This window comes from Salmonella sp. WC3, assembly GCF_042932255.1.
GTDB lineage: Bacteria > Pseudomonadota > Gammaproteobacteria > Enterobacterales > Enterobacteriaceae > Salmonella > Salmonella enterica.
The window spans coordinates 2,912,145-2,937,489 of sequence record NZ_CP170629.1 but is presented as its reverse complement, the minus strand read 5'-3'; the positions used below and the strand labels follow the sequence as shown (position 1 = coordinate 2,937,489).

General features: G+C 49.6%; 31 protein-coding genes and 1 pseudogene. 21 read left to right on the top strand and 11 right to left on the bottom strand.

Annotated elements, in window-relative coordinates; all coding sequences use genetic code 11:
• Positions 1–12 precede the first annotated feature (12 nt).
• From ACFK9X_RS14380 to ACFK9X_RS14345, 8 genes are read left to right on the top strand one after another with little or no spacing between them, the layout of a single operon-like run.
• Positions 13–1,353, top strand: coding sequence for a DNA circularization protein (locus tag ACFK9X_RS14380; RefSeq protein ID WP_151116812.1), 1,341 nt, complete (start codon positions 13–15; stop codon positions 1,351–1,353).
• Entirely contained in the window at positions 1,350–2,408 is a 1,059-nt protein-coding gene (locus tag ACFK9X_RS14375; RefSeq protein ID WP_001066632.1) for a phage baseplate assembly protein, read from the top strand. Before ACFK9X_RS14380 ends, ACFK9X_RS14375 begins: the two co-directional genes overlap by 4 nt.
• On the top strand, positions 2,408–2,941 hold the full coding sequence (locus ACFK9X_RS14370) for a phage baseplate assembly protein V (protein ID WP_151116810.1): 534 nt from the start codon (positions 2,408–2,410) through the stop codon (positions 2,939–2,941). Before ACFK9X_RS14375 ends, ACFK9X_RS14370 begins: the two co-directional genes overlap by 1 nt.
• Before the next feature lie 4 nt (positions 2,942–2,945).
• Positions 2,946–3,359 (top strand): phage GP46 family protein, encoded by a 414-nt coding sequence (locus ACFK9X_RS14365; protein ID WP_000605055.1) that lies wholly within the window; start codon positions 2,946–2,948, stop codon positions 3,357–3,359.
• On the top strand, positions 3,352–4,431 hold the full coding sequence (locus tag ACFK9X_RS14360) for a baseplate J/gp47 family protein (RefSeq protein ID WP_151116808.1): 1,080 nt from the start codon (positions 3,352–3,354) through the stop codon (positions 4,429–4,431). The genes ACFK9X_RS14365 and ACFK9X_RS14360 overlap by 8 nt, the downstream gene beginning before the upstream one ends.
• Positions 4,432–4,433: 2 nt before the next feature.
• Positions 4,434–5,021, top strand: a complete 588-nt coding sequence (locus ACFK9X_RS14355) for a YmfQ family protein (protein ID WP_001207832.1) — start codon at positions 4,434–4,436, stop codon at positions 5,019–5,021.
• Positions 5,008–6,570 carry a hypothetical protein gene (locus ACFK9X_RS14350; RefSeq protein ID WP_000554735.1) on the top strand — a complete coding sequence of 521 codons (1,563 nt, stop codon included), beginning with the start codon at positions 5,008–5,010 and terminating at the stop codon, positions 6,568–6,570. Before ACFK9X_RS14355 ends, ACFK9X_RS14350 begins: the two co-directional genes overlap by 14 nt.
• Entirely contained in the window at positions 6,540–7,145 is a 606-nt protein-coding gene (locus ACFK9X_RS14345; protein WP_022742744.1) for a tail fiber assembly protein, read from the top strand. The genes ACFK9X_RS14350 and ACFK9X_RS14345 overlap by 31 nt, the downstream gene beginning before the upstream one ends.
• A 113-nt stretch (positions 7,146–7,258) precedes the next feature.
• On the opposite strand, the gene ydfK is transcribed toward ACFK9X_RS14345, so the two are convergent.
• The 4 genes from ydfK to ACFK9X_RS14325 form a co-directional block, all read right to left on the bottom strand.
• Complete coding sequence (ydfK, locus tag ACFK9X_RS14340) at positions 7,259–7,492, bottom strand: cold shock protein YdfK (RefSeq protein WP_000836773.1); 234 nt, start codon at positions 7,490–7,492, stop codon at positions 7,259–7,261.
• A gap of 74 nt (positions 7,493–7,566) precedes the next feature.
• Positions 7,567–7,680 (bottom strand): YnaM/YnfT family protein, encoded by a 114-nt coding sequence (locus ACFK9X_RS14335; protein WP_122815478.1) that lies wholly within the window; start codon positions 7,678–7,680, stop codon positions 7,567–7,569.
• Between the two features lie 47 nt (positions 7,681–7,727).
• Positions 7,728–8,141 carry a hypothetical protein gene (locus ACFK9X_RS14330; protein WP_000842532.1) on the bottom strand — a complete coding sequence of 138 codons (414 nt, stop codon included), beginning with the start codon at positions 8,139–8,141 and terminating at the stop codon, positions 7,728–7,730.
• The gene (locus ACFK9X_RS14325) at positions 8,138–8,350 is read right to left on the bottom strand and encodes a hypothetical protein (protein ID WP_001093793.1); all 213 of its coding nucleotides are present in this window, start codon (positions 8,348–8,350) and stop codon (positions 8,138–8,140) included. Before ACFK9X_RS14325 ends, ACFK9X_RS14330 begins: the two co-directional genes overlap by 4 nt.
• Before the next feature lie 331 nt (positions 8,351–8,681).
• Here ACFK9X_RS14325 and ACFK9X_RS14320 point away from each other — a divergent pair.
• From ACFK9X_RS14320 to ACFK9X_RS14300, 5 genes and pseudogenes are all read left to right on the top strand, one after another.
• Positions 8,682–8,825: pseudogene (locus ACFK9X_RS14320) on the top strand (tail fiber assembly protein); the annotation flags it as partial.
• 1,006 nt (positions 8,826–9,831) lie between these two features.
• Positions 9,832–10,251, top strand: a complete 420-nt coding sequence (locus ACFK9X_RS14315) for a translesion error-prone DNA polymerase V autoproteolytic subunit (RefSeq protein WP_151116806.1) — start codon at positions 9,832–9,834, stop codon at positions 10,249–10,251.
• Between the two features lie 2 nt (positions 10,252–10,253).
• Positions 10,254–11,522, top strand: a complete 1,269-nt coding sequence (locus tag ACFK9X_RS14310; protein ID WP_151117948.1) for a Y-family DNA polymerase — start codon at positions 10,254–10,256, stop codon at positions 11,520–11,522.
• A gap of 454 nt (positions 11,523–11,976) precedes the next feature.
• A complete protein-coding gene (locus tag ACFK9X_RS14305; protein ID WP_151116804.1) occupies positions 11,977–12,189 on the top strand; it encodes a cold shock domain-containing protein in 213 nt (70 codons plus the stop codon).
• Between the two features lie 10 nt (positions 12,190–12,199).
• On the top strand, positions 12,200–12,388 hold the full coding sequence (locus ACFK9X_RS14300; protein WP_024131109.1) for a hypothetical protein: 189 nt from the start codon (positions 12,200–12,202) through the stop codon (positions 12,386–12,388).
• A gap of 259 nt (positions 12,389–12,647) precedes the next feature.
• On the opposite strand, the gene ompS1 is transcribed toward ACFK9X_RS14300, so the two are convergent.
• Positions 12,648–13,850, bottom strand: a complete 1,203-nt coding sequence (gene ompS1, locus ACFK9X_RS14295) for a porin OmpS1 (protein WP_151116802.1) — start codon at positions 13,848–13,850, stop codon at positions 12,648–12,650.
• Between the two features lie 649 nt (positions 13,851–14,499).
• Here ompS1 and drpB point away from each other — a divergent pair.
• The 4 genes from drpB to ACFK9X_RS14275 all read left to right on the top strand — a co-directional run bounded on the left by drpB (position 14,500) and on the right by ACFK9X_RS14275 (position 17,538).
• The gene (drpB, locus tag ACFK9X_RS14290) at positions 14,500–14,811 is read left to right on the top strand and encodes a cell division protein DrpB (RefSeq protein WP_072216807.1); all 312 of its coding nucleotides are present in this window, start codon (positions 14,500–14,502) and stop codon (positions 14,809–14,811) included.
• A gap of 79 nt (positions 14,812–14,890) precedes the next feature.
• Entirely contained in the window at positions 14,891–15,583 is a 693-nt protein-coding gene (locus ACFK9X_RS14285; RefSeq protein WP_151116800.1) for a phosphohydrolase, read from the top strand.
• Between the two features lie 73 nt (positions 15,584–15,656).
• Entirely contained in the window at positions 15,657–17,087 is a 1,431-nt protein-coding gene (locus tag ACFK9X_RS14280; RefSeq protein WP_001157308.1) for a DNA cytosine methyltransferase, read from the top strand.
• Positions 17,068–17,538 (top strand): very short patch repair endonuclease, encoded by a 471-nt coding sequence (locus ACFK9X_RS14275; RefSeq protein WP_000785978.1) that lies wholly within the window; start codon positions 17,068–17,070, stop codon positions 17,536–17,538. The genes ACFK9X_RS14280 and ACFK9X_RS14275 overlap by 20 nt, the downstream gene beginning before the upstream one ends.
• Here the strand turns inward: ACFK9X_RS14275 and yedA are convergent.
• Positions 17,527–18,447, bottom strand: a complete 921-nt coding sequence (gene yedA, locus ACFK9X_RS14270; protein WP_001212264.1) for a drug/metabolite exporter YedA — start codon at positions 18,445–18,447, stop codon at positions 17,527–17,529. The genes ACFK9X_RS14275 and yedA overlap by 12 nt on opposite strands.
• A 169-nt stretch (positions 18,448–18,616) precedes the next feature.
• On the opposite strand from yedA, the gene ACFK9X_RS14265 reads away from it, so the two are divergent.
• The 3 genes from ACFK9X_RS14265 (at position 18,617) to dgcQ (ending at position 21,673) form a co-directional block, all read left to right on the top strand.
• The gene (locus ACFK9X_RS14265; RefSeq protein WP_085983315.1) at positions 18,617–19,534 is read left to right on the top strand and encodes a DUF808 domain-containing protein; all 918 of its coding nucleotides are present in this window, start codon (positions 18,617–18,619) and stop codon (positions 19,532–19,534) included.
• A gap of 76 nt (positions 19,535–19,610) precedes the next feature.
• Positions 19,611–19,796, top strand: coding sequence for a YodC family protein (locus tag ACFK9X_RS14260; protein ID WP_000232161.1), 186 nt, complete (start codon positions 19,611–19,613; stop codon positions 19,794–19,796).
• 164 nt (positions 19,797–19,960) lie between these two features.
• Positions 19,961–21,673, top strand: coding sequence for a cellulose biosynthesis regulator diguanylate cyclase DgcQ (gene dgcQ / locus ACFK9X_RS14255; RefSeq protein ID WP_151116798.1), 1,713 nt, complete (start codon positions 19,961–19,963; stop codon positions 21,671–21,673).
• Here the strand turns inward: dgcQ and ACFK9X_RS14250 are convergent.
• Entirely contained in the window at positions 21,652–22,467 is an 816-nt protein-coding gene (locus ACFK9X_RS14250) for a mannosyl-3-phosphoglycerate phosphatase-related protein (protein ID WP_151116796.1), read from the bottom strand. The two genes, dgcQ and ACFK9X_RS14250, sit on opposite strands and share 22 nt — an antisense overlap.
• A 309-nt stretch (positions 22,468–22,776) precedes the next feature.
• Complete coding sequence (gene yodD, locus ACFK9X_RS14245) at positions 22,777–23,004, bottom strand: YodD family peroxide/acid resistance protein (RefSeq protein ID WP_000844798.1); 228 nt, start codon at positions 23,002–23,004, stop codon at positions 22,777–22,779.
• A gap of 128 nt (positions 23,005–23,132) precedes the next feature.
• On the opposite strand from yodD, the gene dsrB reads away from it, so the two are divergent.
• Positions 23,133–23,327 (top strand): protein DsrB, encoded by a 195-nt coding sequence (dsrB, locus tag ACFK9X_RS14240; protein ID WP_000867218.1) that lies wholly within the window; start codon positions 23,133–23,135, stop codon positions 23,325–23,327.
• Positions 23,328–23,365: 38 nt separating this feature from the next.
• On the opposite strand, the gene rcsA is transcribed toward dsrB, so the two are convergent.
• From rcsA to fliQ, 3 genes are all read right to left on the bottom strand, one after another.
• Positions 23,366–23,989 carry a transcriptional regulator RcsA gene (gene rcsA, locus ACFK9X_RS14235; protein WP_000103974.1) on the bottom strand — a complete coding sequence of 208 codons (624 nt, stop codon included), beginning with the start codon at positions 23,987–23,989 and terminating at the stop codon, positions 23,366–23,368.
• A gap of 281 nt (positions 23,990–24,270) precedes the next feature.
• The gene (fliR, locus tag ACFK9X_RS14230) at positions 24,271–25,065 is read right to left on the bottom strand and encodes a flagellar biosynthetic protein FliR (protein WP_151116794.1); all 795 of its coding nucleotides are present in this window, start codon (positions 25,063–25,065) and stop codon (positions 24,271–24,273) included.
• A gap of 8 nt (positions 25,066–25,073) precedes the next feature.
• Positions 25,074–25,343 carry a flagellar biosynthesis protein FliQ gene (fliQ, locus tag ACFK9X_RS14225; RefSeq protein ID WP_000187355.1) on the bottom strand — a complete coding sequence of 90 codons (270 nt, stop codon included), beginning with the start codon at positions 25,341–25,343 and terminating at the stop codon, positions 25,074–25,076.
• Positions 25,344–25,345: the final 2 nt, after the last annotated feature.

Genomic DNA, 25,345 nt, shown 5'->3' with positions numbered 1-25,345 from the left:
TATGGGGTAAATATGGCTTTTTTCTCCTCAACTGGCTGGCGCGGGCGCCTGCGTGATGCATCATTTCGTGGAGTGCCTTTCTCCGTTGAAGATGATGAAAGCACCTTTGGACGCCGCGTACAGGTACATGAATATCCGAACAGGGATAAGCCCTGGACGGAGGATTTAGGTCGCGCCACGCGCCGCCTGACGATAAATGCTTATCTTGTCGGTGATGATTACGCAGACAGGCGGGATCGTCTTATTGGTGCCATTGAAACCGCAGGCCCTGGTACGCTGGTCCATCCGCAGTATGGCGAAATGCAGGGCAGCATTGACGGACAGGTCAGGATCACTCACAGCAGTACAGAAGGGCGCATGTGTCGTGTCTCCTTTCAGTTTGTGGAAAGTGGTGAACTTTCTTTTCCGGTGGCAGGAATGGCAACGGCGAAGCGCCTGGAAATATCAGGCGGGCTTTTCGACGATGCGATTGACAGTATGTTTTCCACATTCTCGTTGTCAGGTATTTCTGATTTTATCCAGAACGATGTCATTGCCGATGCTGCCTCCATGCTGGGCGATGTTGCCGATGCTTTCAGGATGGTTGACTCCGGCGTGTCTGCCGCAATGCGGCTGTTACAGGGGGATTTGTCTGTCATTCTGATGCCACCGAGCGCCGCAAGTGATTTCGTTAACGCACTGCAAAAAGCCTGGCGCTCAGGTGACAGGCTCAGAGGCAGTACATCGGATCTGGTCACGATGATAAAAACGATGTCAGGTATCACCCTTGATCCCGGTCTTTCCCCCCGTGGCACCTGGCCCACTGACTCCGGATCTGCTGCGAAACAGAAAATGCAACGCAATATGATCGCAGCCGCCATCAGGACAACAGCCATCAGCACAGCCGTCCACGCCGTGACAACACTGAAGCAGCCGTGTGATGTACCTGGTGTCCGGGGCGTAAATCAGCCTGCAGGAACAGGCCGTGACTCAGACATTATCACTGTCATGCACCCGGCGCTGGATGGTGTACAGACAGTCGGTAATGGCAGCTCTCCACCGAATTATGAAGATCTGAAAGCTATCCGGACCGCGCTCAATGCTGCGATTGACCAGGAGCAGTTGCGTATCCGGGATGATGTGCTTTTCCAGCAAATTTCCGTTATGCGGACGGATCTCAATCGCGATATTTCTGCACGACTGGCACAGGTTGAACGTACTGCATTGCGAACGCCTGATGATGTTCTGCCTGCACTGGTACTGGCTGCAGCCTGGTATGACGACGCCGGGCGGGAATCTGACATCCTCACTCGTAATCCCGTTCCCCATCCGGGATTTATCCCGGTTGAGCCGCTGAGGGTTCCGGTACGATGAATAATACGGTTTTTTTACGCGTCAACGGGCGAGACTGGGGAGGATGGACGTCGGTACGGATAAGTGCGGGCATTGACCGTATTGCCCGGGACTTTAATGTCTCGATCACCCGGCAGTGGCCTGGTGGAGAAGACGTACCGCCAGTAAAAAATGGTGACGCTGTAGAGGTACTCATTGGCGATGATTTAGTTATTACCGGCTGGGTTGAGGCGTTACCGCTACGTTATGATGCGCAGACCATTATGACGGGCATTGTCGGGCGCAGCAAAACGGCAGATCTTATCGACTGTTCTGCATCACCTGCACAGCATAACGGGAAAAATTTATTCCTGATCGCCAGCGCACTTGCCCGGCCATTCGGCGTGGACGTTGTTGATGCCGGCGCGCCGGCAGCCGCCGTTATTGAGGCTCAGCCGGAACATGGTGAAACGGTTGTGGACTGTCTGAACAGGCTGCTTGGACAGGCTCAGGCGCTGGCATATGACGACGAACGGGGACGGCTGGTTCTCGGCAGGCCGGGCAGTATGAAAGCAGCCACGGCTCTGGTACTTGGCGAGAATATTCTTTCCTGTGATACCGAGCGTAGTGTTCGCGAGCGTTTCTCCAGTTATCTGGTTACGGGGCAGCGTCCTGGTACGGATGACGATTTCGGCGAGGCAACCATTGCTGCTATCCGGCAGAGTACTGGTGATGCAGGCGTCACGCGGTATCGTCCCCACACCATTCAGCAGTCAGGTACTGCCACGACTGACAGCTGCAAATCCCGCTGTGAATTTGAAGCCCGTCAGCGTGCGGCGAAAACGCTGGAAACCACCTATACCGTACAGGGATGGAGACAGGGGAATGGCGAATTGTGGAAACCGAATCAGGCCGTGGTGGTGTATGACCCGCTGAACGGTTTTGACAATGAAACGCTGGTGATCGCCGAAGTGACGTACAGTCAGGACAATAACGGCACCCTGACCGAAATCCGGGTGGGGCCTGCGGATGCTTATCTTCCTGAACCATTCAGGCCGAAAACGAAGAAAAAAGTCAGTGAGGAGGCGGATTTCTGATGGCTAACCATCCTCTTCAGAACATGGTAACGCGCGCCGTCATTACCGCGATTGATACCGTCAGAAAATGCCAGACTGCCGGACTGAAACTTATTGCCGGTGAAAAAAAAGAAAATGTGGAGCATCTTGAACCTTACGGTTTCACTTCTGCAGCACAGAATGGCGCAGAAGCGGTGGTATTGTTTCCCGGCGGTGACCGTTCGCACGGAGTGGCTGTGGTTGTGGCTGACCGCCGCTTCAGACTGAAAGGCCTGGCGCGCGGGGAAGTCGCGCTATATGACGATCAGGGGCAGTCGGTCACATTAACCCGCGCCGGAATAGTGGTAAATGGCGGCGGAAAGCCAGTTATTTTCACGAATGCCACTAAAGCACGTTTTGAAATGCCGATCGAATCCACTGGCGATATCAGGGACAACTGTGACAGCAGTGGAAAAACGATGGCTGAAATGCGCACGACCTATAACGGTCATACCCATAAAGAAAATGGCGATGGCGGCGGTATAACCGATAAGCCTGTCCAACCCATGAGCTGACATCATGATCCTTTATGTTAATGGAATCCGTAATGATGCCACGGCTTCGCTCGACCTTCTGACGCGGGCAGTGGTGATTTCTCTTTTTACCTGGCGCCGGGCGGAGCGGGATGACAGGACCCCACAGCCATACGGCTGGTGGGGGGACACCTGGCCTGCTGTTCAGAATGACCGCATCGGTTCCCGCCTCTACCTGCTGAAACGCCGCAAACTCACCAATAAAACGCCGCAGGATGCCCGCGAATACATGCAGCAGGCGCTGGCGTGGATGACAGACGATGGCGTGGCGGCACGTATTGATGTGACATCTGAACGCACAGGAACAGATACCCTGGCAGCTGGCGTGACGATATATCAGCGGGACGGGGTAATTCACAATATTACATTCGATGATATATGGAGCGAACTTAATGGCTGACAGTCAATTTGCACGTCCTGAACTTCCTCAGTTGATTGCTACCATTCGCAGCGATTTACTGACCCGTTTTCAGCAGGATGTTGTGTTACGTCGCATGGATGCCGAGGTTTACAGCCGGGTACAGGCTGCTGCCGTACATACGCTGTATGGTTATATCGATTATCTGGCCCGGAATATGCTGCCTGATATGTGTGATGAGGACTGGCTTTACCGTCACGCGAGGATTAAGCGTTGTCCCAGGAAAAATGCCGTATCTGCGAAGGGATTTGCACGCTGGGATGGTATTGCCGGAACGCCGGAGATCCCCGCGGGTACACAGATTCAGCGGGATGATCAGGTTACATTCACGACCCTGCAGACGGTGAAAGCTTCCGGCGGCCTGTTACGTGTGCCGGTTATTGCTGATGTGGCGGGAACTGCCGGTAATACTGACGATGGTACGGCGTTACGCCTTGGCACGCCGATTACTGGTATTCCTTCTACAGGTTACGCTGACACTCTGACCGGGGGGGCTGATACAGAGGAGCCTGAAACGTGGCGCGCGCGCGTCATGGAGCGCTATTACTGGATACCCCAGGGGGGCGCTGATCCTGATTACGTCATCTGGGCAAAGGAAGTCGCAGGAATAACCCGTGCGTGGACATTCCGCCATTATAAGGGGACCGGCACCGTTGGTGTGATGGTGGCTACCAGTAACCCGGTTAATCCGGCTCCTGGCGACGATCTCGTTAAGGCTGTACGTGACCATATTTTGCCGCTGGCACCTGTTGCTGGCGGCGGACTCTTTGTTTTCGCTGCCACTGAAAAAAGCATTCCGGTAACAGTCGCACTGGCCAAAGATACACCGGAAATTCGTACTGCCATTATTGCGGAGCTAAATGCGCTGATGCTGCGTGATGGCGCGCCGTCCGGAAAAATTTATGTTTCGCGAATCAGCGAGGCGATAAGCCTGGCGACCGGGGAAGTGGCACATCAGCTGCGTGTGCCGACGGCAGATGTGGTACTGGGAAAAACTGAACTTCCTGTCCTGGGGAATATAACCTGGGCCACCTATACCGGGGAGAACGGATAACTATGGCATTACAGGACGAATATACGCAGTTACTTTATCACCTTCTGCCGGAAGGGCCTGCCTGGGACGGAGAAAATCCACTGATTGAAGGGCTGGCGCCGTCGCTGAACCGGGTACATCAGAGAGCGGATGAACTGATGGCTGAAATTGACCCGGCCAGAACTACGGAACTCATAGACCGTTATGAACAGCTGTATGGCCTGCCTGATTCCTGTGCACCGGAAGGCGTGCAGACATTACAGCAGCGCCAGCAACGTCTGGATGCAAAGGCGAATGTTGCCGGCGGTATAAACGAGAGGTTTTATCGGGAACAGCTTGATGCGCTGGGGTATACCGCTGCCACCATTGAGCAGTTTCAGAATCTCGACAGCACACCCGATCCTGAATGGGGGGAATTCTGGCGTTACTACTGGCGTGTGAATATTCCGGCTGATGCGAACATCAGCTGGCAGACCTGTACAAGCACCTGCGATTCTGCGATCAGAACGTGGGGCGATACTGTTGCTGAATGTGTGATTGATAAGCTTTGTCCGTCACATACGGTTGTTGTTTTTGCTTATCCGGAAGGAAAAGAGAATGCACAGAATTGATACGCCCACCGCGCAAAAAGATAAATTTGGTCAGGGAAAAAACGGATTTACGAATGGTGATCCCGCCACGGGCCGCCGCGCAACGGATCTCAACAGTGATATGTGGGATGCAGTCCAGGAAGAGGTCTGTACTGTTATTGAAGCCGCCGGCATACCACTCAGTAAAGGCGAACATACGCAGCTTCACGCCGCCATTGGCAGGCTGATCGATGAACAGGTTAAAACCCGTCTTGAAAAAAATCAGAATGGCGCGGACATCCCGAATAAGCCGCTGTTTCTCCAGAACGTTGGTTTAGGAGAAACGATAAATCTCGCTGCAGGGGCCCTGCAAAAATCGCAGAACGGCGGCGATATTCCTGACAAAAAACAATTTGCGAGAACCATCGGTGCGGTAACGTCAACCACCATTACACTTGGCGAATCAGGCTGGTTCAAAATCGCCACGGTTGTAATGCCGCAGGCTACATCAACTGCGGTGATTAAACTGTACGGTGGGGCGGGGTTTAACGCTGGTTCACCTGAACAGGCGGCAATCAGCGAACTGGTATTGCGTGCCGGTAATGGTTCACCTGTTGGAATAACTGCCACGTTGTGGAGACGCTCGCCTGCTGCTGCTAACGAGGTCGCATGGGTTAATACATCAGGCGACACCTACGATATTTATATTAATATCGGCCAGTATGCGTACTGGTTAATTGCGCAATATGATTACACCGGTAATGCAAATGTCACGCTGCACAGTACGCCTGAATATTCATCAGTTCAGCCGGGAAACTCAACCAGCGGTCAGACATATACACTGTTTAATAGTCTGATGAAACCCACAGCCGGTGACGTTGAGGCACTGTCAGTTAATGGAGGGCGACTGAATGGGTCTTTAGGCATTGGTACTGACAATGCGCTGGGCGGTAATTCAATTGTGCTCGGTGATAACGATACCGGGTTTAAACAGGATGGCGACGGCGTTCTGGGTATTTACGCCAATAATGCCCGGGTCGGTTATATCGATAATTCCGGGTTACACATGTCAGTAGATGTTCTCACTAATGGTGGCATACGAGCAGGTGACGGAAAAAGGCTTTCACTGACGAGCAATAATAATTCGACAATGACAGCCACGTTTAATTTATGGGGCGATGCAAACAGGCCAACAGTTATTGAACTGGACGACGATCAGGGATGGCATCTGTACAGCCAGCGAAATCCTGATGGTTCGATTGTCTTTACGGTCAATGGCGATATCACCGCTAACACGCTTCGTGCAGGCGGGGCCATCTATCAGAATAACGGCGACATCTTTGGTTCTGTCTGGGGGAATAGCTGGCTGAGTCTGTGGATTAATAATAATTTCGTCGCAGATGTTCAGTTAGGGGCTGGCACATCAGTGACTACCTGGAACAATGCAGGTTCCTGGCCTAACACTCCCGGATATGTAGTTACCTCCGTCTGGAAAGATTATCAGGGCGAAAATATTGATGGTATTGCTTATGCGCCTTTGCAAAAACGAGTCGGGAATCAGTGGTATACCGTACAAGGGGGAACGGCATAATGAAAAAATATCAGGATATTAAAAATTTCAGACTTATTGACGCGCCCGTAAACAGGGGTAAAACGCAGTCCGAAATAAATATAGGTGCATTTTTTTTGGAATCGGAAGACGGGCAGGACTGGTATGAATGTCAGTCATTATTTTCTGATGATACCGCAAAAATCATGTACGACCATGAGGGGGTTATCTGGGGTGTTGTTAATAAGCCAGTCCCGCAACGAGGAAACACATATGCTGTATCAATGCTGTGGCCGGTTAATATGTCTGTTGCGGAAATAGCCGCTGCTGACTGTCCTGATGATTGTCGTGGTGATGGTATGTGGTTATATCAGGACGGTAAAGTTGCTCAACGGGTTCATTCGCCGGAAGAGCTGCGTAAAAAGGCGGAGGCTGAAAAAGTTCGCCGCCTGGCTGAGGCTGAATCAGCCATTGCACCACTGGCGCGGGCAGTAAAACTAAAAATTGCCACAGATGAGGAGATTAAACGGCTGGACGCCTGGGAACTCTACAGCGTAATGGTTAACCGTGTGGATACAGCTTCCCCTGACTGGCCTGATGTGCCTGTAAGCCAGTGATATGACGTTGTGAAAAAACAGGTTAGAGTCAATAAAATACACTAGCCTGAAGTAATAAATGAGTGATGGTCAGACGGCGAAATTCTGTCTGGGTTATCTCCTTTTTGAATATATTATATCTTCCCATTCGCATCCTGGTTTTCTTTAAGAACTGATACTGCTGTTTGTAATAATTCTTTATTATCCAGCCATGCCTTGGCCTTTATATTCCCTTCGATATAATCAAGCAATGTCCTGGTATTGATAGGCCTGCCCTGTTTCGCCACCTCCACTACTGCATCACCCAGGATAATACGAACTTTAGGAAGTTGAGAGGGGAACCACTTTAGGGTATCTTTTGATTTCATTAAGAAATGTTCCTCAAAATATTGTTAATTTTTTGATGGTAAGGTAGAGACATTAATTCAGGAAATGTTTGTTTTTACTCATCAGTTTTGTCTGGATTATTTGATATGCCTATTCCTACTTTGATTACAGCATAGCTAAAAATACTGAATATGATAAGCAGGGAAATTATTATCAGTGTATTGTCCATATATCCTCAGAAGTACATTTTATTATGTATATTGCTTTGACAGTTTTTTATCTGGAAAGTTCATTTTTGGATGTAACTTTGTGTTTTTTACTGGGAATTATAAAGTTCAGACAATCAGCGTGGTTTTTACTGTTGTCTGTACTAATAATTTTCTCAAGCATAAGAGTTTCATCATAAGTGCCTGAAGACCCTTTGTCCTGGTATCCATCGTTATGCACGATCAGGGATGCATAGACATTTTTATTTGTACTGTGATGCTTTTTTAAGCTTCTCAGTGTGGTTTTTTCTCCGTTAAGCCAGTATATCTGGCGTGTGTGGCATGGTTGAAATGCGCTTATATCTTGGCCCCAGAAGTATATTCCATCCACCTGGCTATAATCATCTTTACTCTTACCTGACGAGCATCCTGTTATTATAACTGTGAGTACAAGTAAAGATGACAATGTTATGCTGCTTTTCATGATTTATCCAGTATTTTCAGCGCAGTAGATAATGGTTCTTTATCTTCGAGCCATTGCTGCTCTTTTTGTTCATGTTTTAACTGAGAGATAAGATTCTCGCTGTTGATTTTTTTAGACTCCAGGATGAGCTGCAGTAACGCTTTACCATAAATAATCTCTATATCTGAAAGTAAGTTAGGTGGGTATGATGATATGTCTAAAGTGTTCATGGTCGACTCCTGAAAAATATTTATGAGTTACAACAGATTGATTTTACTGGCTTTAATATGCTGTGATAATAGTCAGGTTGAATCATAAAACAGTATGAACCTTTTATTGATGGCAATATACATTTATTTGAGAATATTTATAAGCAACTGATTGTTATGATAAGTTGTGATTAAGGTCAATTGAAGCATCATCCGACGCAAAAACAATCTGATTTTTATTGGTATATGCTGTATATTACTTCAACAAGCATATAAATATTACTGATAATAATTCGGTTCTTATACAGTGAAACACACTGTGGGCAGTAATCAGCTAAGCTAAAATTTTTCACAGAAGAGTCAGGATCCTGGAATCGCAACAGATGATGAGAAAGCGCAACTCGACGAATGGAAAAAATACAGGGTATTGGTAAACCGGGTTGACACCTCAAATCCTGACTGGTCGGAGAAACCAGCCAGTAGCGATTATTTATGATGTGGCGCTGTCGACACACGGGCTGTACTGGATTCTGTTATCGGCTGATCGGAAGTGAGTTAAAAAACGGGATTACCGCGCTAACTAAAAGCATGAGGGAAGGTTGTGGCATCCGGTGAACCTGTAGGAATCCCATAACTGATTAAGGACGGAAACCACCTGATGCCACAAAGATGTTATGACGCATGTTGTTGTGGGAAGTCAATAAAGGGGATGGTTTTGTTTAAGAAACAGTCTATCATGGTGAGAAAATGATTTTGATAAGTAGGCTAACTTTCTGAAAATACTGCGTACAAAAATGCTACTTTTTTCTCATGTTATTAGATAAGTTAATGTTAAATAAGAATATTGGGACGGTCTCGAAAACCGGAGTAGGGGCAACTCTACCGGGGGTTCAAATCCCCCTCTCTCCGCCACAATTCAAACACTTAGCTCATCTTCTTTCAGCGATCAGTCTCACACTTAGCATACACTTAGAATATTCTGTTAGAATATTACGTGAAAAACGTATCGCCATCTTATGCTTTTTCTGCCAGAAGAGGGGGCCAAGGATAGTGTTATTTTTACTTTTCGATCATAAGTCAACTCCTGGTTTTCTGCCCCGCTCTTTCGCCGTCTCCCATCTGGATTAATATTGATGTCACTAGCGGCGATTTAACGCCGTCGTCCTCGGTAATCGTCGCACCCGGCCTGTTGCCCGACATGTTCCCCTGTAGACATGGGCGCAGGGCGAAAGATTAATTGCTGTCAGGGAAACGCGCTGGCGCGTGGCGATAACTTACGCTGCGGGGCTGTCGACGCTGTACAGAAAATGTGGCCTCCAGACTGGCTTAAATATGCACACATGACAATACAACCGGAAAATTTACAAAACGCATAATTTGAACTGAGAGAGAAACTTACAAACGAAGCGACGAAGATTTCAACAGCCGCAGCGACTCCAGTATCTTGCGCGCATGTTTAAATAATACTACTGTATATAAAAACAGTATTCGAGGTATGGATTATGGAATTTTTCAGACCTACAGAGTTGCGCGAAATTATTCCTCTCCCATTTTTCAGTTACTTAGTGCCGTGTGGATTCCCCAGCCCCGCGGCGGACTACATTGAGCAGCGTATCGATCTTAATGAGTTGCTCGTTTCTCATCCCAGCTCAACATATTTTGTCAAAGCCTCGGGGGATTCAATGATTGAAGCAGGCATCAGCGACAGTGACCTGCTGGTGGTGGATAGCTCACGGAACGCTGACCACGGTGACATTGTAATTGCGGCAATTGAAGGAGAGTTCACCGTAAAACGGTTGCAGTTGCGCCCGACAGTGCAGTTAATCCCCATGAACGGCGCCTATCGACCTATACCTGTCGGCAGTGAAGACACGCTCGACATATTCGGGGTGGTGACCTTTATCATTAAAGCGGTCAGTTGATTATGTTAGCGCTCTGCGATGTTAATAGCTTTTACGCCTCCTGCGAAACGGTCTTTCGTCCTGATTTATGTGGCCGACCGGTGGTGGTGTTATCAAACAATGATGGCTGCGTTATCGCGTGTAGCGCCGAGGCGAAACAGCTCGGTATCGCACCAGGTGAGCCATACTTCAAACAGAAAGAACGCTTCCGGCGATCCGGTGTTGTTTGCTTCAGCAGTAATTACGAGCTTTACGCTGATATGTCGAACCGGGTAATGACCACACTCGAGGAGATTGTGCCGCGGGTAGAAATTTACAGCATTGATGAGGCTTTTTGTGATCTGACGGGGGTACGAAACTGCCGGGATCTGACAGATTTCGGGCGCGAGATAAGAGCGACGGTCCTGAAGCGCACGCACCTGACTGTCGGTGTAGGCATTGCCCAGACGAAAACCCTTGCCAATCTGGCTAACCATGCTGCGAAAAAGTGGCAGCGCCAGACCGGCGGGGTGGTTGACCTATCGAACATCGATCGCCAGCGTCGGCTGCTGGCCCTGATACCCGTAGAGGATGTCTGGGGTGTCGGCAGGCGCATCAGTAAGAAGCTCAATGCTCTGGGCATCAAGACTGCTCTCGATCTCTCTGAACAAAGTACCTGGATCATCAGGAAACACTTCAATGTCGTGCTGGAGCGTACCGTGAGAGAGCTTTGCGGAGAGCCATGTCTGGAGCTTGAAGAGTTTGCGCCGGCAAAGCAGGAAATCGTTTGTAGCCGCTCTTTCGGCGAGCGGGTCACAGACTATGAGGAAATGCGCCAGGCTGTTTACAGCTACGCTGCGCGCGCGGCAGAAAAACTCCGCGGCGAGCACCAGTACTGCCGTTTCATCTCAACATTCGTCAAAACATCCCCCTTTGCCCTGAACGAGCCCTACTACGGTAACAGCGCCGCAGTGACGCTTCTCACCCCCACGCAGGATTCACGCGACATTATCAATGCGGCTGTGAAATGCCTGGATAAAATCTGGCGCGACGGCCATCGCTACCAGAAAGCGGGGGTGATGCTGGGTGACTTCTTCAGTCAGGGCGTAGCGCAACTCAACCTTTTCGACGATAATGCGCCGCGCGCCGGTAGTGCGAAGTTGATGGAAGTACTGGACCATCTTAACGCAAAAGACGGGAAGGGGACGCTGTACTTCGCCGGGCAGGGGATGTCGCAACAGTGGGCTATGAAGCGAGAAATGCTTTCGCCTCGGTACACCACAAGATACTCTGATCTACTGCGTGTTAAGTAACTTGTGCGATCAATGCATGAGATAGTTGCCAAATCATCCCCGTTCTCTAACCGGTTTTGGTCGCACAAGATCACAGGAACCTCTCACGATGAGGCGCATGTATCCTGGTTTACGACATCAGGAAATGTGGCGCGTTTATTGCCAGGTAGGCGTTATGAGACGTCACTTATTTACGCCAGGTTTCAGCCGTAGCGATGGGCATGGATAAAAAGAGTATGGCAATCAGTGTGATAATGCTAAAAAACAATTAATATTTTTTTAACAAAACTAAAGCTTGCTATGTTCAGTTAACCATGCGTTAATGGTTGTGCGGTTTGATACAAACTTATCTGAAGTAGTGATTGTAATATTTCTCATCATTTGTTCCTCTTGAGATCTCCTTTAGGTTTTTTTCTCTCTGATAATTTTCTTCAGGCCATTTCGCCCAAGGGCTCATTCAAAAGGTAACAATATTATGACGACGAAAATCACTGGTTTAGTAAAATGGTTTAACCCTGAAAAGGGCTTTGGTTTCATTACGCCTAAAGATGGCAGCAAAGATGTGTTTGTGCATTTTTCAGCCATTCAAAGTAATGAATTCCGCACTCTGAATGAAAATCAGGAAGTGGAGTTTTCAGTAGAACAGGGACCAAAAGGTCCATCAACGGTCAACGTTGTGGCGCTTTAAGGCAACTAATATTACTAATAAAATTCACTTCCGGTGTCCATGTTGCCATGGTTCACAATACAGAACATCGACATTCGATGTTACTGAGCAAAACCCGTTTGGCGCGAAATGTATTTTTTGTAAGTCAACCATGATCACTTTTGATAATGTTGGATTATACATTCGCTCAGGACAGGTTCCGCCAGATTTTAGAAAATAATTCATATTAGCTCCGTACAGGAGCTTTTTTATGCCCGGATGATTATCATCTATAGACGCTGACATCCATCATCTATAGTGGCATTTACCTTTCCCCAAAGGTGTTATTTCTCTTGCAGACAGCGCCTGAAAAAAGCGACGTTGTCCTCATCTATCCGATGAAGCCAGGTCACCTGTCTTTGCGCCGTTATCCGTTATTTAATTCTTGCCCTATAATAACAAGCCCGCGCTAAGCACGGGCTTGAATAACATAAAGCGTCTTAGAACTGGTAGACCAGACCAACACCTACGATATCATCGGTTGCAATACCGTTGTTTGCGTAGAAGTCATCATCTTCGTCCAGCAGGTTGATTTTATAATCAACGTAGGTGGACATATTTTTGTTGAAGTAGTAAGTCATACCGACGTCAACATATTTAACCAGATCTTTGTCGGTGTAACGATAGTTACCACGGCTATCCATATCCTGGCCGCCTAAATCTTTGCCCTTAGACTGCAAGTAGGCGATGGACGGACGCAGACCGAAATCGAACTGATACTGCGCAACCACTTCAAAGTTCTGGGTTTTGTTAGCGATACCGCCGCCACCCAACTTACCGTCTGCAGAGTGATAGTCGCTGTCTCCATAAGAGGTCATATTGCGGGTTTCAGCGTACATCGCCGCCAGGTATACGTTATAGGCGTCATATTTAACACCTACGGTCCAGGCTTCGGCAGTTTCACCGCCGGCATAGCTATTGTCATAGTAATGATGACCATCACCATAACCACGAGCAACCTGATTGTCCGTACGGTCAGAGGAAGAGTAGGCCGCACCCAGGCTTAACCCGAAGTCAAAGTCGTAGGAGGCAGACATACCGAAACCGTCGCCGTTTTCACGGGCCAGTTTGCGGCTGCCGCCGTTACCTGTACCTTCACCAGCACCGCCATTTTCATTATTACCCTGGTACTGCAACGCGAAGTTCAGGCCTTCCACCAGACCGAAGAAGTCGGTATTACGGTAGGTAGCAACGCCGTTGGTTCTGCCCAGCATATAGACATCGGTCTGGGTATAAGTATCACCGCCGAATTCCGGCAGCGCATCGGTCCAGGCTTCAATGTCGTAGATAACACCATAGTTACGGCCATAATCGAAAGAGCCGTACTCGCCGAATTTCAGACCGGCAAAGCCCAGACGAGTCCAGGAGTTTGCACCTTCGCCTTCGGTGGTGTTCACCTTAATGTTGTATTCCCACTGACCATAGCCGGTCAGCATATCGTTGATCTGCGTTTCGCCTTTAAAGCCAATACGGGCGTAGGACTGGTCGCCATCGTCGCCTGCATTGTCAGAGAAGTAACGCAGACCATCAACTTTGCCGTACAGGTCGAGTTTGTTGCCATTTTTATTATAGATTTCAGCCGCATTTGCTGCGCCTGCCACTAATAACGCCGGGACAAGCAGTGCCAGAACTTTTCTGTTCATTATGTATTCCCTTATGATAATAATTTATATGAACATGTAGCCACTTCAACAAAACTACAAATTGATACTATTCTATGAAGTTCATGGAATTTAAAAAATAACATATAACAAAGGTATTTAAAATATTTCAATTTGTTTCTGTTTGGTTTTTTATAATACAGGCCATATAAGTAATTAAGAATATATATTCTATAATTATCATTTTTTATCAATGGTTTATGTGTTTTGATTTGATGGCTGTTGGTGTGAATATAATTTGTTTTTTATATGTATTTGATGCTTTGATTATGAAAAGGCATAAAAAAAACCGGCATAAATGCCGGTAATGTGGGTAATGATAAAATAAATGATAAAAGGCTAATAACCGAATCATTCTGACATTTAATGCTGATAAAATAAAACGCTATCGCGGTGCGTAAAAATAAGTTGTTCTGGTTATAGGTTATTCTGCATCAGAGTGCGATTCAATCACCATTCCCTTATTTAACAGCAGGTTCAGCGCCAGACGTAACATTAACTGAGAATAAACTATTTGTGGAATGAATAGCCAGAACAGGTGGATGAGGTATTCCATGGTCGAAATGTGATTAATATCACATTATAATGTAATTAATGTCCTATGACTTACATCACAAAAGCGGAGTAAAGTTTGAGTACTAGGGAGGACAACGCCACCCGTAGCATAGGCGGTAAATTAGCGTTATGGGTTTTTTATACCTTTTGCGGCTACTTCATCTGGGCGATGGCGCGTTGCGTGTGGCTGATGTCCGCCATACAAACCGAGCCGGTTCTCGGCCCAATCAGCACTCCTGGCAGCGCAACGGAAAAATGGCTTAACGCGCTTTCGCTGGGCGTCGTCTGGCTTATTCTGGGGAGTATTGCCTGGTACACCCGGCCTCGCAAAAACAGGGGGTATCCCGCCGACACTAAGCCAGAAACGCGCAAGCACGCAAGGATGTAAAGTGGTGGCGGATATGTCAGGATAGCGAACCCTGTGCTCAGGCATGTAATAAAAATGGTCTGCTATAAAGAGAGGGCGTATGGACTCAGGATACTGGCAATCGCAGTTTGAAGACTGGCTACGTCACCACCACCAGGAACAGGATGCCGCCCATGACATCTTTCATTTTCGTCGTGTTTGGGCAACCGCGCAAACGCTGGGGGAAAACAGTCCTGTCGACTGGCTGGTGGTGCTATCGGCATGTTATTTCCATGACATCGTCAGCCTGGCGAAAAATCATCCGCAGCGGCATCGTTCTTCCATTCTGGCGGCAGAAACCCGGTGTATTTTTCTGCGGGATTTTCCTGACTTTCCGGCAGAAAAACTGGCGGGCATTTGTCATGCTATCGAAGCGCATAGCTTCAGCGCAAAAATTGCGCCTACCACGCCAGAGGCAAAAATCGTGCAGGATGCAGACAGGCTGGAGGCGTTGGGCGCCATTGGTCTGGCGCGGGTCTTCGCGGTTTCCGGCGCGCTGGGCGTCGCGCTGTTTGATGCCGACGATCCCTTTGCCGACAGACGGCCTCTTAACGATAAGCAATTCGCGCTCGACCATTTTCAAACCAAACTGCTGAAACTGCCGCTGACGATGCAGACTGAACGGGGCAAGTGCCTGGCGCAGCGTAATGCGGATTTTCTGGTGTCGTACATGGCGAAACTGAGCGCTGAGCTGAAAGGCGACTATGAAACACGGGATGAGGCGGTCATCCAGATGTTTGCTACGCATCAGTAACCCCTGCCGCTGAAACGTAAACCGCGTCATTTTATGTTAGTCTGTCGGCAATTATTTTTGGCCGGTTAAATGTATGCAGGAAAATATTTCAGTAACACACGCCCGGAACCTCATCGCCGACGACGCCGGAAGCGAGATCCAGGCGATGCTGAGTCAATTGCTGGAAATCTACGATGTTAAAACGCTGGTGGCGCACCTTAACGGCCTGGGCGAACAGCACTGGAGCCCGGCCATCTTAAAGCGCGTAATGATGAACGCGGCATGGCATCGTTTGAGCGACAATGAACTCACCTGTCTTAAAACAGAGTTGCCGACGCCGCCAGCGCATCATCCACATTACGCCTTTCGTTTTATCGATCTCTTCGCGGGCATCGGCGGTATTCGCCGCGGATTTGAAGCGATAGGCGGACAGTGCGTGTTTACCAGCGAATGGAATAAGCACGCGGTACGGACATATAAAGCGAACTATTTTTGCGATCCGCTGCAACATCGCTTTAATGAAGATATCCGCGATATCACATTGAGCCACCGGGAAGGGGTCAGCGATGATGAGGCGGCGGAACACATTCGCCAGCATATTCCGCAACATGATGTCCTGCTGGCGGGCTTTCCCTGTCAGCCATTTTCTCTGGCGGGCGTTTCCAAGAAAAATGCGCTGGGCCGCGCCCACGGCTTTGCCTGCGAGACTCAGGGGACGTTATTTTTTGATGTCGTAAGAATTATCGACGCCCGCCGCCCCGCGCTGTTTGTGCTGGAAAACGTGAAAAACCTTAAAAGTCACGACCAGGGCAACACCTTCCGCATTATTATGCAAACGCTCGATGAACTGGGATATGACGTGGCGGATGCCGCTGACAATGGCCCGGACGATCCGAAAATTATCGACGGGCAGCACTTTCTTCCTCAGCATCGGGAACGTATTGTGTTGGTGGGATTCCGTCGCGATTTAAACCTGAAAACCGATTTTACGTTACGCAATATCGCCCGTTGTTATCCACCGCGCCGTCCGACGCTGGCAGAACTGCTGGAGCCCGTCGTCGAAGCCAAATATATCCTGACGCCGGTGCTGTGGAAATATTTATATCGCTACGCGAAAAAGCACCAGGCGCGGGGAAACGGTTTTGGCTATGGCATGGTTTATCCTGACAATCCGGAAAGTGTGGCGCGCACGTTATCTGCTCGCTACTACAAAGATGGTGCCGAAATTCTGATCGATCGTGGTTGGGATATGGCGAAAGGCGAAGTGAATTTCGACGATGCTGGCAACCAACAACATCGTCCCCGCCGACTCACGCCGAGAGAGTGCGCGCGTTTAATGGGATTTGAGGCGCCGCAAACGTACCAGTTCAGGATACCTGTCTCGGATACGCAGGCCTATCGCCAGTTTGGCAACTCCGTGGTGGTGCCGGTATTTGCTGCGGTAGCAAAGCTGTTGGAACCCAAAATTCACCAGGCGGTGACGTTGCGTCAGAGAGAGACGGTAGATGGCGGACGTTCACGATAAAGCCACGCGCAGTAAAAATATGCGCGCGATAGCGACCCGCGATACGGCTATTGAAAAACGTCTTGCTGGCCTGTTAAGCGCACAGGGGATTACGTTTCATACTCAGGACGCGACATTACCGGGCAAGCCGGACTTTGTGGTGAATGATTATGATTGTGTGATTTTTACTCACGGCTGCTTTTGGCATCATCACCACTGTTATCTGTTCAAAGTGCCGGCCACGCGAACGGCTTTCTGGCTGGAAAAAATCGGTAAGAACGTTGAGCGCGATGAGCGCGATATTCAGCGTTTACAGGCGCTTGGCTGGCGGGTACTGATCGTCTGGGAGTGCGCCTTGCGCGGGCGAGCGAAATTGAGCGACGCGGCGTTGGCGGAGCGCCTGGAAGAGTGGATCTGCGGCGGCGGCGCCAGCGCGCAGATCGACACCCAGGGGATTCATCTACTGGCGTGAATCTTCCGTTTTACACGGCGTGACCACCGCCTTGACAGGAAACAGGTACTTACCCAGAGTCACCAGCACTACGGCAAACACAATCACACCCAGCGCGGCCCATTCAACGGGCGATAACCTCTCACCGCCCAGGCCAGTGCCAAGCAACACGGCGACAACCGGATTCACATAGGCGTAGCTGGTCGCCAGTGCCGGACTGACGTTGCGAATCAGGTACATATAGGCATTAATGGCGATAATAGAACCGAACAACGCCAGGTAGCCGACGGCCATAAACCCCGATAAACCAGGCAGCGTGGCGAGCTTTTCGCCGGAAAGAAACGCCGCGCAAAGCAATACCACGCCCGCCGCCAGCATTTCAATCGCGCCCGCCATCATGCCCACAGGGAGGGCGATGCGCGAGCCGTAAACGGAACCAAATGCCCAGCTCATCGAACCTATCAGGATCAAAATCGCGCCCCACGGATTGCCGCTTAAGTTGCCGCCGCTGTTCAGCAGAATAATCCCGGCAAGTCCAATGGCAATCCCCACCCATTCTAATTTGCGCGTTTTAATACCAAAAAAGTAGCTAAAGCACAGCGTAAATAGCGGGACAGTGGCGACCACGACGGCAGCAATGCCCGATGGCACGTTTTGATGCTCCGCCACCGTCACCAGACCGTTACCCACCGCCAGCAGCAGTAGGCCAATCAGCGCGGCGTTGATGGTCTGGCGCAGCGGCGGAAGTTTTTCGCCGCGCAACAGCAAAAACGCCATGAGCAACATCCCCGCCGAGAGAAAACGTACGCCTGCCATCATTAGCGGCGGCCAGCTTTCAACGCCTATGCGGATAACAAAATAGGTAGACCCCCAAATGATGTACAAGGCAAAAAGCGCGCCAAAAAGAGGTAATAACTGCCGGAAACGCATAATCACTCACGGTGAAATAAAAAGGGTGAATATAGTAAACGTCAAAATTATTATGCTGGCGAGCATTATAATTGTCCTTTTGGAATAAAAAGGCGTTGACCCGCGCCGCCGGTTTCGGCATTGCGCATTTTGCTACATACTTAACGTCTTAGAAGAAAAGACCGAGGAAATCATTTTGGCAGGAAGTAGCTTACTGACATTACTCGACGATATCGCCACGCTGCTGGACGATATTTCGGTAATGGGCAAATTGGCCGCGAAAAAAACCGCGGGCGTACTGGGGGATGACCTGTCGCTCAATGCGCAGCAGGTGACCGGCGTTCGCGCTAATCGCGAGCTGCCGGTGGTATGGAGCGTGGCGAAAGGATCATTAATCAACAAGGTTATTCTGGTGCCGTTGGCGCTGTTGATAAGCGCATTTATCCCGTGGGCCATTACGCCTTTATTAATGTTAGGCGGCGCGTTTCTCTGCTTTGAAGGGGTAGAAAAAGTCCTGCATACCTTTGAGGCGCGAAAACACAAAGAAGACCCGGCGGAGCGGCAAAAACGTCTTGAGGCGCTGGCTGCGCAAAACCCTTTGGCCTTTGAAAAAGATAAAGTAAAAGGGGCGGTCCGTACCGATTTCATTCTGTCCGCTGAAATTGTGGCCATTACCCTGGGGATTGTCGCGCAGGCGCCGCTGCTTAATCAGGTGTTGGTACTGGCGGGGATTGCGTTGGTTGTGACCATTGGCGTGTATGGCCTGGTGGGTATTATTGTCAAACTGGATGATATGGGGTACTGGCTGGCGGAAAAGCGTAGCGTGCTGGCGCAGGGCGTCGGTAAAGGATTACTGATTATCGCGCCCTGGTTAATGAAAGCATTATCCATTGTCGGTACGCTGGCGATGTTTCTGGTTGGCGGCGGAATTGTCGTACACGGTATTGCGCCGCTACACCATGCCATTGAACATTTTGCGCAGCAGCAGGGGGCTTTCATGGCGCATACGATCCCTGCGGGGCTGAATCTGGTGCTCGGCTTTATTATCGGCGCCATTGTGGTGGCGCTGGTGAAAGGTGTGGCGAAAATTCGCGGTGTTTCGCACTGATTTTCTACAATGAATTATGCAAAATTGTCCATCCTCGTCTAAGGTGAAAGCGTTTCATCTGATACAGGAGGCAGGTATGGTCTTCTCTGTCAGTGAGGAAGTTACCGTGAAAGAGGGTGGGCCCCGGATGATCGTCACCGGTTATTCCAGCGGAATGGTAGAGTGTCGCTGGTATGATGGTTTTGGCGTAAAGCGGGAGGCATTCCATGAGAATGAGCTCGTGCCAGGCAAGGAAAGGCGCGTGCGGGACGAAGCCCGATGACAAAACGCCCGGTTAATGCCGGGCGTTTTGCTGTGGAGAAAAAGAGTCGTCGCGCTGCGACATGCTGCTACCTGGTTATGCCAGGATTGAGTGGTATCCCTTGATGAGGTCTGGCTACCGTAAGCCATCAGGGGGAGTTGTATCAATAACCAGGAGTTACCAGGGTGCCGCACGAAACACTGTTAGACAATCAAGGCTGGTTTAAAAAGCTGGCGCGGCGTTTTGGTCCCGGTCATGTCGTCAACACCTGTTTTCTGATCGTGATGCTGTTCTCGACGCTACTTACCTGGCGGGAAGTGATGATACTGAAAGACGCGTATGTCGCCAGTCAGCGCAATCATCTGGGGAGCGTCGCGAATGTCCTTGACCGCCAACTGCAATTCAACATGGACAGGTTGATCTTTTTACGCAACGGTATGCATGAAGCGCTGGTGGCGCCGCTGGCTTTTTCCGCATTGCAAAGCGCGGTGACGCAGTTTGAGCAACGACGCGTCAGACATTTCTGGCAACTGGAGTTGGATAAGCGGCGGACATTGCCGTTATATGGCGTTTCCGATCAATTTGTCGCCCGGACGACGCTTCTTTCGCGGGAGAGTCGTGACCTGGCAAATGAATTAACCGCCACGCTGGAGTTAGGGTATCTGGCGCGTCTGGCGCGCTCATCAGCCATGCTGGCGCTGGAGACGATGTATGTTTCTCGCTCAGGGTTTTACCTCTCAACTCTCCCTACGGCGTGCGGTAGCGATATTGTCTCCCGTTACTATCAGTACGTGACTCAGCCATGGTTTATCGAGCAAAGCCAACGGCGTAACTCACAGCGCGGCGTGCGGTGGTTTACCTCCGCACAGCCCTATGTTACTGACGAGCAGAAAAAAGTGACAGCCAGTCTACCGCTGGATCACGATAATTACTGGTATGGCGTACTGGCAATGGATATTCCCGTCGCGTCATTACAGCGGTTCCTGCGCGATGCGGCCGAAAAGGATATTGAAGGGGAATATCAGCTATACGATAACCATCTCCGTTTGTTGACGGACTCCGCGTCGGAACAACAAACCGCGAATACGTTAAATGACCGTGAGCGCGCCTTACTGGCGCGTGAAATAGAAAAAGATACCCTGGGCGGGCTGCGTTTAGGAACGCATTATGTAAGCTGGGAGCGGCTGGATCATTTTGATGGCATCCTGCTGCGCGTGCATACATTACGTGAAGGCATACAAGGGAATTTTGGCAGTATTAGTATCGCGCTGACGCTGTTATGGGTGCTTTTTACGGCGATGCTGTTGATCTCCTGGGGCGTTATTCGACATATGGTCAAAAACATGTTTGTTCTGCAAAATTCGCTGCAATGGCAGGCATGGCACGATCCGCTGACCCGGCTATATAACCGTGGCGCGCTGTTTGAAAAAGCGTCCAGGCTGGCAAAGCGCTACCGGGAAGCCCGCCAGCCATTTTCTGTGATACAGCTGGATTTAGATTATTTTAAAAGCGTTAACGATCGCTTTGGTCATCAGGCAGGCGATCGCGTGTTGTCCCATGCCGCTGGGCTCATTGGCAGCACCATTCGAGCGCACGACATCGCCGGACGGGTAGGGGGCGAAGAGTTTTGTATCGTGCTGCCCGGCGCGACGAAAGCGCAGGCGCTGCAGATTGCCGAACGCATACGCCAGCGCATTAATGACAAAGAGATTCTGGTGACGAAAAGCACGACGCTTCGTATCAGCGCGTCAATGGGGATCAGTAGCGCGGAGGAATACGGCGACTATGATTTTGAGCAGTTGCAGTCGCTGGCCGACAAACGGCTTTATTACGCCAAACAGTCCGGACGTAACCGTATTTGCGCCAGCGACGCGACTCAGGAGCGGGAAAAGAAATAGTCCATTCCTTCGCGCCAGCCATCCGGCCCTTCGTTCTGGCTACGGTAGACGCGCTGAGGATCGTCGTTACGCAAATGTACGCCCTCCCGATTTATCCCTTTGACGACAACCGCATAATCCATCACATCCAGTAAAGGCGCATCATTGGGGCCGTCTCCTAGTCCCAACGTCAGAGGACGCGCGCGCCACTGCCGACGATATGCTTCAATCAGCCAGTTGGCAGCCTGATCTTTACCAGCGGAGGCGTCCAGCACATGCCAGAAACGGGCGCCATGGACAAATTGCAGTCCCAGGTCATTTAAACGGGCGACAAACTGCGCCATGCGTTCATCGCTATCGCGCCAGATCAGCGACACCGACGCTTCATGCAGACGGGTTAGGGCAGACTGTGCCCGGTTTAGGCCCGTCCATTCGCTTATCACCTGATCGTCAACGTCATCAAACGTGGTGAACTTAAACTGTTCCTTTTCACGCAATTTATGCAGGACGAGGCGGATTTCGTTGTGAGAAATACCGGCTATCAGGCGGGGATAGTTGGGATGGTCTTCCCAATGAACGTCCAGTTGGATCACCGCGCCGTTTTCCGCAATCAGCGGCAGTCCCTGTAGATTTAACGTCGTCTGGAGCTGGAGCATTTCAGCCGCGGTTTTACTGCTACAGAGGATCACGGGCACGCCGCTTTCATGCAGGCGTGTAAGCCAGGGAGCCGCGGGCTGCCACTCAAAAGTGTGGCTGTTCAGCAATGTGCCGTCCAGATCGGTAAAAATCAGCAAGGGGTCATGGATTGAGAGCATTTTTTCCTCATTTTCCGTTGCAACGGCGGGCTTATTTCCAGGAAAAGTCCTAAAGCACACCCGAAAGAAGTCGAACGCTAACTGGAACCGATCCCGTCGCTTCCAGGCAGCACATGCGTTGTCACACTTTTGCTACCGGACTATTAGCGTGCTTAATCATTCATGTAAAAAACATTTACTTGTCATGCAAAAAAATTGCAGATAAGGTAAATCTCACATCAGATTTCCTGGTGTAACGAATTTTCAAGTGCTTCTTGCATAAGCAAGTTTGATCCCGACCCGTAGGGCCGGGATTTTTTTCGGCCATTTTTAACGGTTTACTTCTGTTACACTAAAATCATGAATATCCAGCTCGAATGCTTCAGCTAATTCATGCCATGTATGATATTCCCGTCCGTCTACGCTCACCCGCTCAGGATCTTCCTGGCTACGGTGAACCTCGCTTTCGCTGATTTCATTGATGGCCGCCAGTAGCGCATCTACATCGACGCTCACTTCGCGCTTGGCCGTATCACTGTACTCTTTTGCCGTTTTCATCTTCACTACCTCACGGGTTCCTGACAGCCTAAGTATAGACCGTTGAGAAAACCAGCAAACACGCCGGCAAGGCGCTGTCAGACGCAGAAAATTGTTCTACACTGGCACAAAGCGACAGGAGGAAAATGATGAAGGTGAATGATCGGGTAACCGTTAAAACGGACGGCGGTCCCCGCCGACCGGGCGTGGTACTGGCAGTGGAAGAATTTAGTGAAGGCACAATGTACCTGGTTTCGCTGGAGGATTACCCGCTCGGCATCTGGTTCTTCAATGAGTCAGGTCACCAGGATGGTATTTTTGTCGAGAAGGCGGAGCAGGACTAATTGAGCCGGACTGGAGATACATTGCCAGTCCGGATGTCTCAGCGCATGTTAACAAAAATGCCGTTAGTGACGTTATCTGTCAGCCGCACTACGTGATAGATCACTTGTTTATTATGCGTTTTTATCTTTCTTTTTATATTCCCCTTATGGGAGGATACTGTTTTTGCTTTAATATTCATTCTGTCAGAAATCTGAATGGTTCCCTGACCTTCCATCCACATTCGCAACATGCTGGATTCAGTTCGACTTAACGACAATGTTGGTAAATTTATGGTTCCTGAAATACCCGACTCTTTTTTCAGAATATCGCCAAGAAGGGTATCCAGCGAGTCAGGTTTAATCGATTTAGAGCTAATCAATAAGTTTTTTCTTACTAATAAATATTCATCAAAATGCACATTAGCAATTGCCATAAAAACAATAAATAACGTGTCAGGATGTTGATTAATGATTTGCTTTATTTGTTGACTGTCTGAAGGCGTATGAATAAAACAGTCCTCATTAATAAACACCACCGAAGGCTGATGCGCGCCACAAGCGATAGCGAGTTCGTCAACGGTTTCGATGTCGTTGATTTCCCTTTTTTTCACCCCTCTGCTGACCAGATACCCGCTTAACCCTAGCCGGGTGTAACTGCATAAATCCATAATAATCGTTGACATGGCATACCCTCACTCAATGCGTAACGATAATTCCCCTTACCTGAATAACTCACCATAATCAGACGGAACACGAATAGTCACCTTAGACAACGCTTACGCGGTTTTTCAGGCGAACTTACTATCCCGTAAAGTTACATATAATTTGCCAGGAATCATCTTAAAGTAAAGTGAATGTTGCGTTATGTGAGTGAAGTAAAAACAAATAAGGGGCAGCGGATATATCCTGGTGAATGTTTTTTAAAATTTATTTTCGGATAAACCTTAGTAAAACAGGATAAAAATTATGGGTTATTATTTATCGGCATCTCGCTAACAATATCAGCAAGCAAATTGAAAATTTCGCTGAATAAATGTTCGCAAAACGGCGCAATTAATGGCATTAGCGCGGCCATCAGCATAATGCCGACGGTGAGGGTAAGCGGAAAACCGATAACAAATATCGAGAGCTGCGGCGCCATGCGGTTTAATAGCCCCAGCGCCAGGTTGAGCGTAAGCAGGAGGGTAATGACCGGCAATGCCAGCATCAGTCCGTTTAAGAAAATGAGCCCTCCGGCCCTGGCGAGCGCCATAAATGCATTACTGTTCACCGGGTTACTACCGATGGGCAGGGTGTGGAAGGTATCGACCAGCAGCGAAATAAGCCACAAATGGCCATTAAAGGTGAGAAACAGTAGCATGGCGAGCATATCCATAATACGCGCCAGAACCGGCATATTCAGGTGGCTGCCCGGGTCGATGAAGGTGGCAAAGGAAAGCCCCATTTGCAGACCGATAAACTCACCTGCGGTACGCACCGCCGCAAAGGCGAATTGCATGGTAAATCCCAGCGCAATACCGATCAGAATTTGTTGCATCGCCAGCCATAAGGCGGCAATAGAAAAAAGCGGCGTATCGTTTGCCGGTAGCGACGGCGCGATAACGAGGGTAATCATTATTCCCAACCCCAGCTTTACCCGCTTGGGAATAGCGCGCTCGCTGAGAATGGGCGCCGTTGAAATCAGCGCCAGTACGCGCAGCAAAGGCCAGAAATAGAGATGCAGCCAGTATAGCCATTGCTCGCTTGTAACCTGAATCATCGTTCTGTTTATCCGATGATATAAGGTAAATTGCTGAACAGAGTGCGTACGTAGTCCAGCAGCAGGTTGAGCATCCACGGGCCGGCAACGATAATTGCGATGAATACCGCGACGATTTTAGGGATAAACGACAGCGTCATTTCATTAATCTGAGTCGCGGCCTGTAAGATGCTGATAATGAGGCCGGTAATCAGCGCGACGAGTAACAGCGGCGCAGCCAGGGCGAGAGCGACTTTCATCGCCTCGGTGCCCATCATCATGACGGATTCAGGAGTCATTT